This window comes from Inquilinus sp. CA228 (genome assembly GCF_052078665.1).
In the GTDB taxonomy this organism is placed as follows: Bacteria; Pseudomonadota; Alphaproteobacteria; order DSM-16000; family Inquilinaceae; genus Inquilinus.
Window position 1 is genome coordinate 196,994 of sequence record NZ_JBQJIK010000001.1, and the last position, 7,078, is coordinate 204,071.

The 7,078-nt window shown below is 70.0% G+C and carries 6 protein-coding genes; 4 read left to right on the forward strand and 2 right to left on the reverse strand.

Annotated elements, in window-relative coordinates; all coding sequences use genetic code 11:
• Nucleotides 1-128: 128 nt before the first annotated feature.
• Entirely contained in the window at nucleotides 129-1,127 is a 999-nt protein-coding gene (locus ACTOWL_RS00980; protein WP_441319309.1) for an NAD(P)H-quinone oxidoreductase, read from the reverse strand.
• A 192-nt stretch (nucleotides 1,128-1,319) separates the two neighbouring features.
• On the opposite strand from ACTOWL_RS00980, the gene ACTOWL_RS00985 reads away from it, so the two are divergent.
• From ACTOWL_RS00985 to ACTOWL_RS00995, 3 genes are all read left to right on the forward strand, one after another.
• The gene (locus ACTOWL_RS00985; protein WP_441319310.1) at nucleotides 1,320-1,502 is read left to right on the forward strand and encodes a DUF1192 domain-containing protein; all 183 of its coding nucleotides are present in this window, start codon (nucleotides 1,320-1,322) and stop codon (nucleotides 1,500-1,502) included.
• Nucleotides 1,503-1,547: 45 nt separating this feature from the next.
• Nucleotides 1,548-2,330 carry a 3-hydroxybutyrate dehydrogenase gene (locus ACTOWL_RS00990; protein ID WP_441319311.1) on the forward strand — a complete coding sequence of 261 codons (783 nt, stop codon included), beginning with the start codon at nucleotides 1,548-1,550 and terminating at the stop codon, nucleotides 2,328-2,330.
• A gap of 161 nt (nucleotides 2,331-2,491) precedes the next feature.
• Nucleotides 2,492-2,953, forward strand: coding sequence for an Hsp20 family protein (locus ACTOWL_RS00995; RefSeq protein ID WP_441319312.1), 462 nt, complete (start codon nucleotides 2,492-2,494; stop codon nucleotides 2,951-2,953).
• A gap of 334 nt (nucleotides 2,954-3,287) precedes the next feature.
• Here ACTOWL_RS00995 and ACTOWL_RS01000 read toward each other — a convergent pair whose 3' ends face one another.
• Nucleotides 3,288-5,183 carry a propionyl-CoA synthetase gene (locus ACTOWL_RS01000; protein ID WP_441319313.1) on the reverse strand — a complete coding sequence of 632 codons (1,896 nt, stop codon included), beginning with the start codon at nucleotides 5,181-5,183 and terminating at the stop codon, nucleotides 3,288-3,290.
• Between the two features lie 176 nt (nucleotides 5,184-5,359).
• On the opposite strand from ACTOWL_RS01000, the gene ACTOWL_RS01005 reads away from it, so the two are divergent.
• Entirely contained in the window at nucleotides 5,360-6,979 is a 1,620-nt protein-coding gene (locus ACTOWL_RS01005) for an acyl-CoA synthetase (RefSeq protein ID WP_441319314.1), read from the forward strand.
• The last annotated feature ends 99 nt before the right edge of the window (nucleotides 6,980-7,078 follow it).

Sequence of the window (7,078 nt, forward strand, 5' to 3'; positions counted from 1 at the left end):
GCAAAGCGATCCCGCCGCGACCGGCCGGGGCGGCCGACCTGTCCTCTCGCACTCGTGTCTAAGGGAGGGGAGCGGGGTCGGCGCGGCGCCGCCCACGGTGCTCGACCTAGGGATGTCGCGCGCCCGAGTCAAGCGAGGAGTACGATTTTCCCGACATGCGCGCTCGATTCCATCAGCGCATGTGCCTCCGCCGCCTGCGCCAGCGGGAAGGTGGCGTGGATCACCGGCCTGACCCGACCGGCCTCGATCAGCGGCCAGACCTCGGCCTGCAGCGCCGCGGCGATGGCGCCCTTCTCGGCGATGCTGCGCGGCCGCAGGGTCGACCCGGTCAGGGTCAGCCGCTTGGCCATCACCTTCTGCAGATCGATCTCGACCTTCGAGCCCTTGAGGAAGGCGATGCTCACCTGCCGGCCGTCCATCGCCAGCGCGTCGATGTTGCGGGCGACATAGTCGCCGCCGACCATGTCGAGGATCAGGTCGACGCCGCGGCCGCCGGTCTTCTCCTTGACCACGGCCAGGAAGTCCTGCTCGCGGTAGTCGATCGCGACATCGGCGCCCAGGTCGCGGCAGGCGCGGCACTTCTCGGCGCTGCCGGCGGTGGCGAAGACGATGGCGCCCCAGGCCTTGGCCAGCTGGATCGCGGTGGTGCCGATGCCGCTCGACCCGCCATGCACCAGGAAGCGCTCGCCGGTCTGCAAGCGGCCGCGCTCGAACACATTGGTCCAGACGGTGAACAGGGTCTCGGGCAGGCCCGCCGCCTCGGCCGCGGACAGGCCCTTCGGGATCGGCAGGCATTGCGGCGCCGGGGCGACGCAGAACTCGGCATAGCCGCCGCCGGAGACCAGGGCGCAGACCGGGTCGCCGACGCTCCAGCCCGTCACCTCCGGGCCGAGGGCGGCGACGGTGCCGGCGACCTCCAGCCCCGGCAGCGGGCTGGCGCCCGGCGGCGGGTTGTACATCCCCTTGCGCTGCAGCACGTCGGGCCGGTTCACCCCGGCCGCCGCCACCTTGATCAGGATCTCGCCGGCCCCGGGGGCCGGCACCGGCAGGGTCGCCGGCTGCAGCACCTCGGGCCCGCCGGGGGCCTGGATCACGATCGCGGTCATGGTCTCGGGAATGCTGGTCATCGGCTCACGCTTCCGTCTCGGGAATGGGCGGATGATGACCGAATTGTCACTCGGCCGTCATCCGGGCGTCGGATGGAGCGGCCTAAGGTCGCCCGTCGACAGTGTAGGCGCTCCGGCACGTTTGCGCTCCGGGCTTGCCGATCCTCGCGCCGACCGCGAGGATTGTCCATCCGCTGCCGAAGGAGATGGCCGATGGATCCGGAAGACCTCGAACCGCGCCAGCGCAAGGTGCCGCCGAAGCCGCTGGACGGGCTTTCGGTCGCCGAGCTCGAGGCGTATGTCGCCGAGCTGGAGGCCGAGATCGCCCGCGCCCGCGGCGTGATCGCCGGCAAGCAGAGCCACAAATCGGTCGCGGATGCGCTGTTCAAGCGCTGAGGCGCCCTCGAAGACCCCCATCCCGTCATCGTAAGGAACGGACCCATGTTGAAGGGCAAGGTTGCGATCGTCACCGGATCGACCAGCGGCATCGGCCTCGGCATCGCCAAGGTGCTGACCGGCCAGGGCGCCGACATCGTGCTGAACGGATTCGGCGACGCCGGCGAGATCGAGGCGATCCGCAGCGGCATCGAGCGCGAGCACGGGGGGTGCGCGGTCTATGACGGCGCCGACATGTCGAAGGGCGACGCGGTGCGCGGCCTGGTCGCCGCCACGGTCGAAAAGCTAGGCCGGGTCGACATCCTGGTGAACAACGCCGGCATCCAGTTCACCGCGCCAGTGGAGGAGTTCCCGGCCGAGAAGTGGGACGCCATCCTGGCGATCAACCTGTCGGCCGCGTTCCACGGCATCGCCGCGGCGGTGCCGGTCATGAAGAGCCAAGGCTGGGGCCGCATCGTCAACATCGCCTCGGCCCATGGCCTGGTCGCCTCGGCCCACAAGGCGGCCTATGTCGCGGCCAAGCACGGGCTGATCGGGCTGACCAAAGTGGTGGGGCTGGAGACGGCCGGCACCGGCGTCACCTGCAACGCCGTCTGCCCCGGCTGGGTCCGCACCCCGCTGGTGGAGAAGCAGATCAGCGCGATCGCGGCGGAGAAGGGCATCAGCCAGGAGGCCGCGGCGAAGGAGCTTCTGGGCGAGAAGCAGCCGTCGATGACCTTCGTGACGCCGGAGCAGCTGGGCGGCACCGTCGCCTTCCTGTGCTCGGACGCGGCCGAGCAGATCACCGGCACCAGCGTGTCGGTCGACGGCGGCTGGACCGCGCAGTAGCCGGCGGTTTCCCGGGACGGGGGATCGCCCATACCCCTTGAACCCGGAATTCATCCTCCCCAGATCGAGGACGTGGCGGCGCCCAGTCGGGGCCGCCACGTCGCAACCCCGCGGCGCGACCATCGGTGCGCCGCCCAGGTATCGCTCACTGGAGGATATCCATGCGTACGCTCGACCTTTCCCCGCTGTTCCGCTCGACCATCGGCATCGACCGCATGTCGCGGCTGCTCGATTCCGCGCTGCAGTCCGACACCGCGGCGCCGTCCTACCCGCCCTACAACATCGAGAAGACCGGCGAGGACGCCTACCGCATCACCATGGCGGTGGCGGGCTTCGGCGAGGACGACCTCGAGGTCGTGACCTCCGAGAACACCCTGACCATCCGCGCCAAGACGACCTCCGACGAGGAGGAGAAGAGCCGGGTCTTCCTGCATCGCGGCATTGCCGGCCGGGCCTTCGAGCGGCGTTTCCAGCTCGCCGACTACATCAAGGTCGGCGGCGCGACGCTGGTGAACGGCCTGCTCAACATCGAGCTGGTCCGCGAGGTGCCGGAGGCGCAGAAGCCCCGCACCGTGAAGATCGCCGTCGGCCAGGGCGAGGCGCCGAAGCAGATCGCCGCCTGACGGGTCCGGCCTGATGGCTTCGGAACGGGGCGCTACCGCAACGGTAGCGCCCCTTCTCCCGAGTGGAGAGACAAAAAAAGAGGACCGCTTTCTGCGGCCCTCGTTTTTTGAAGCCTCGCCTGCTCAACTCGAGCATTGCGCGACGATAAGAGCCAATTTGCCGCGGCGTCAAGAACTCGTTTGGGTCAGAAAAACCCTTTGTTTTGAAGGGTTTTCAGTTGTTCGCCGGGTTCTTGCGGCCGGGGCTGACTCACAAGAGCGATAAATGATCTTAAAAATGTAATATTTATGGGGGGTTGCCGCCTGGGGCTTAGACCGGGTGGCAGCGGGAACGTTACCCGCGGTCATAGCCCGATCGCCGAAGCGTCACGCGGATTTCATCGAGAATCGTCGGATCGTCGATCGTCGCCGGCACGGCGAAGGGGAGCGAATCGGCGATTCGGGCCATGGTGCCGCGCAGGATCTTGCCCGACCGGGTCTTCGGCAGGCGGTCGACGATCATCGCCGTCTTGAACGCGGCGACCGGGCCGATGCCGTCGCGCACCCGCTGCACCGCCTCGGCCAGGATCGTCTCGTGCGGCCGCGCCACTCCCGCCTTCAGCACCAGGAAGCCCAGCGGCACCTGGCCCTTGAGGTCGTCCGCCACGCCGATCACCGCGCATTCGGCGACGTCGGGATGGCCGGCCAGCACCTCCTCGATCTGCCCGGTCGACAGGCGGTGGCCGGCGACATTGATGACATCGTCCACCCGGCTCATGACGAAGACATAGCCGTCCGCGTCGACCAGCCCGGCATCGCCGGTCTTGTAGAAGCCCGGGTACTCCTCGAGATAGGCACTGTGGAAGCGCGCATCGGCCCGCCACAGCGTCGGCGCGGCGCCGGGCGGCATCGGCAGCCGGCAGGCCAGCGCCCCGATCTCGCCGCGCGGCATCTCGCGCCCATCCGCCCCCAGCGCGCGCACGTCCCAGCCCGGCATGGGCTTGGTCGGCGAGCCCGGCTTGACCGGCATCGGCTCCAGCCCCAGCGGGTTGGCGCAGATCGGCCAGCCGGTCTCGGTCTGCCACCAATGGTCGATCACCGGCACGTTCAACAGCTGCTCGGCCCAGCACAGCGTGGCGGGGTCGCAGCGCTCCCCGGCCAGGAACAGGGCACGGAAGGTCGACAGGTCGCGGCCGGCCAGCAGGCGGCCCTCCGGATCCTCGCGCTTGATGGCGCGGAAGGCGGTCGGCGCGGTGAACAGCACCGACACGCCATGCTGCTCGACCACCCGCCAATAGGCCCCGGCGTCGGGCGTGCCGACCGGCTTGCCCTCGTACATCACGCTGGTGCAGCCGGCCAGCAGCGGCCCGTAGACGATGTAGGAATGGCCGACCACCCAGCCGACATCCGACGCGGTCCACATCACCTCGCCGGGCTTGAGGCCGTAGATCGCGGGCATGCTCCAGGCCAGGGCCACGGCATGGCCGCCCTGGTCGCGGACGATGCCCTTGGGCTGGCCGGTGGTGCCCGAGGTGTAGAGGATATAGAGCGGATCGGTCGCCGCCACCGGCACGCAGGCCGCCGGCTCGGCCGCGGCCTCCAGCTCGGCCCAGTCGTGGTCGCGGCCCGGCGTCATCGCCGCCTCGCATTGCGGCCGCTGCAGCACCACCGTCGCGGGCACCTTGTGCCTGGCCAGGCCGAGGGCGGCGTCGAGCAGGGGCTTGTAGGCGATGATGCGGCTGACCTCGATGCCGCAGGAGGCGGAGACGACCAGTTTCGGCTCGCAATCGTCGATCCGCGCCGCCAGCTCCGGCGCCGCGAAGCCGCCGAACACCACGGAATGCACCGCGCCCAGCCGGGCGCAGGCCAGCATGGCGATCGCCGCCTCCGGCACCATCGGCATGTAGATCACCACCCGGTCGCCGGCGCCGACGCCGAGGCCGCGCATCGCCCCGGCGAAGCGGGCGACCCGGTCGGTCAGCTCGGCATAGGTGAAGCGCCGCACCGTCCCTGTGACCGGGCTGTCATGGATCAGCGCCAGCCGGTCGCCATGGCCGGCGGCGACGTGGCGGTCGAGCGCGTTGTGGCAGGTGTTCAGCCGGCCGCCGGCGAACCAGCGGAAGAAGGGGGCGTTGCCGTCGTCCAGCACCCGGTCCCAGCGCCGGTCCCAGTCGATCGCGGCGGCGGCCTCGCCCCAGAATCCCTCCGGGTCGTCGAGCGCGCGGCGACAGGCCTCGGCATAGGCTCCCATGGCGTCCTCCCGGAACTCTTTGGCCCGAGCCTAGCGCCGTAGGGCCTTCGCGGCGAGGGGCTGCGCCTTCGGTGTCGCGTTCCGGCCACCGCCGGACGCGGCCGGCGGAGCCCGATCCCGGCATTCCGCCCGAGGCTGGGCAATGCCACAATGTCTCCGCACCAGGGGGCCAGCCGATGCCGCACGCTTACGACACCGATCTCGATCGCAACCCGGCCAATCACGTGCCGCTGACGCCGATCTCCTTCCTCGGCCGCGCCGCCCTGGCCCATCCGGACCGGATCGCCGTGGTCTATGGCGAGGTGAAGCGGAGCTGGCGCGAGACGGCGGAACGCTGCCGCCGCCTGGCCTCGGCCCTGTCGCGCCGCGGCATCGGCAAGAACGACACCGTGGCGGTGATGGCGCCGAACATCCCGGAGGCGTTCGAGGCGACCTATGGCGTGCCGATGGCCGGCGCGGTGCTGTGCGCCCTCAACACCCGGCTGGACGCCGGGGCGATCGCCTTCCAGCTGCACCACTCCGAGACCCGGATCCTGCTGGCCGACCGCGAATACGCCGCGGTGGTGCGGAGCGCGCTGGCGCAGCTCGAGGCGCCGCCGTTGGTGGTCGACATCGTCGACCCGGCGGTGGCGGGCGAGCCGGTCGGCGGCCTGACCTATGAGGAGTTTCTGGCCGAGGGCGACCCGGCCTATCCAGGCGTGATGCCCGGCGACGAATGGGACGCCGTCGCGCTCAACTACACTTCGGGCACCACCGGCGACCCGAAGGGCGTGGTGACGCATCACCGCGGCGCCTATCTCAACGCCATCGGCAACGTCGTCACCTGGGCCCTGCCACACCATCCGGTCTATCTCTGGACCCTGCCGATGTTCCACTGCAACGGCTGGTGCTTCCCCTGGACCATCACGGCGCTGGCCGGCACCCATGTCTGCCTGCGCCGGGTGGCGGCCCGCGACATCTACGCCGCGATCGCCGACCACGGCGTCACCCATCTCTGCGGCGCGCCGATCGTCATGAGCATGCTGCTGAACGCCCCGGCCGGGGAGCGGCGCGACGTCCCGCAGGCGGTGCAGATGATGACCGCAGCCTCGCCGCCGCCCGCCACGGTGCTGGAGGGCATGGCCCGGCTCGGCCTCAAGGTCACCCATGTCTACGGCCTGACCGAGGTCTACGGCCCGGCCGTGGTCTGCGACTGGAAGCCGGAATGGGACGCGCTGCCGGCGGGCGAGCAGGCGCGGCTGAAGTCGCGCCAGGGCCTGCCCTATGTGGTGCAGGAGGGGTTGATGGTGGCCGATCCCGACAGCCTGGCCCCGGTGCCGGCCGACGGCGAGACCCTGGGCGAGGTGTTCATGCGCGGCAACATCACCATGAAGGGATACCTCAAGAATCCCTCGGCCACCGCCAAGGCCTTCGCCGGCGGCTGGTTCCACACCGGCGATCTCGGCGTCATGCACCCCGACGGCTATATCGAGCTGAAGGACCGGTCGAAGGACATCATCATCTCCGGCGGCGAGAACATCTCGACCATCGAGGTCGAGGGCGTGCTGTACCGCCACCCGGCGGTGCTGGAGGCGGCGGTGGTGGCGCGGCCGGACGAGAAATGGGGCGAGACCCCCTGCGCCTTCGTCACGCTGCGGCCGGGCGCCGAGGCGACGCCGGAGGAGATCATCGCCTTCAGCCGCCAGCACCTGGCGGGTTTCAAATGCCCGAAGACGGTGGTGTTCGGCGACCTGCCCAAGACCTCGACCGGCAAGATCCAGAAATTCGTGCTGCGGGACCGCGCGCGGGCGCTGTAGGGGCGGCGCCATATTGGATGCCGGTCAGTTTTCTTCTGTCATTGCCGGGCTTGACCCGGGCATCCAGAGGATCTCGACATCTTCTGGATGCCCGGGTCA

What these genes read in the sequence shown, in the direction of transcription:
- ACTOWL_RS01000 (WP_441319313.1), bottom strand. Translation starts at nt 5,183, where the DNA reads ATGGGAGCCTATGCCGAGGCCTGTCGCCGCGCGCTCGACGACCCGGAG.
- ACTOWL_RS00995 (WP_441319312.1), top strand. Translation starts at nt 2,492, where the DNA reads ATGCGTACGCTCGACCTTTCCCCGCTGTTCCGCTCGACCATCGGCATC.
- ACTOWL_RS00980 (WP_441319309.1), bottom strand. Translation starts at nt 1,127, where the DNA reads ATGACCAGCATTCCCGAGACCATGACCGCGATCGTGATCCAGGCCCCC.
- ACTOWL_RS00990 (WP_441319311.1), top strand. Translation starts at nt 1,548, where the DNA reads ATGTTGAAGGGCAAGGTTGCGATCGTCACCGGATCGACCAGCGGCATC.
- ACTOWL_RS01005 (WP_441319314.1), top strand. Translation starts at nt 5,360, where the DNA reads ATGCCGCACGCTTACGACACCGATCTCGATCGCAACCCGGCCAATCAC.
- ACTOWL_RS00985 (WP_441319310.1), top strand. Translation starts at nt 1,320, where the DNA reads ATGGATCCGGAAGACCTCGAACCGCGCCAGCGCAAGGTGCCGCCGAAG.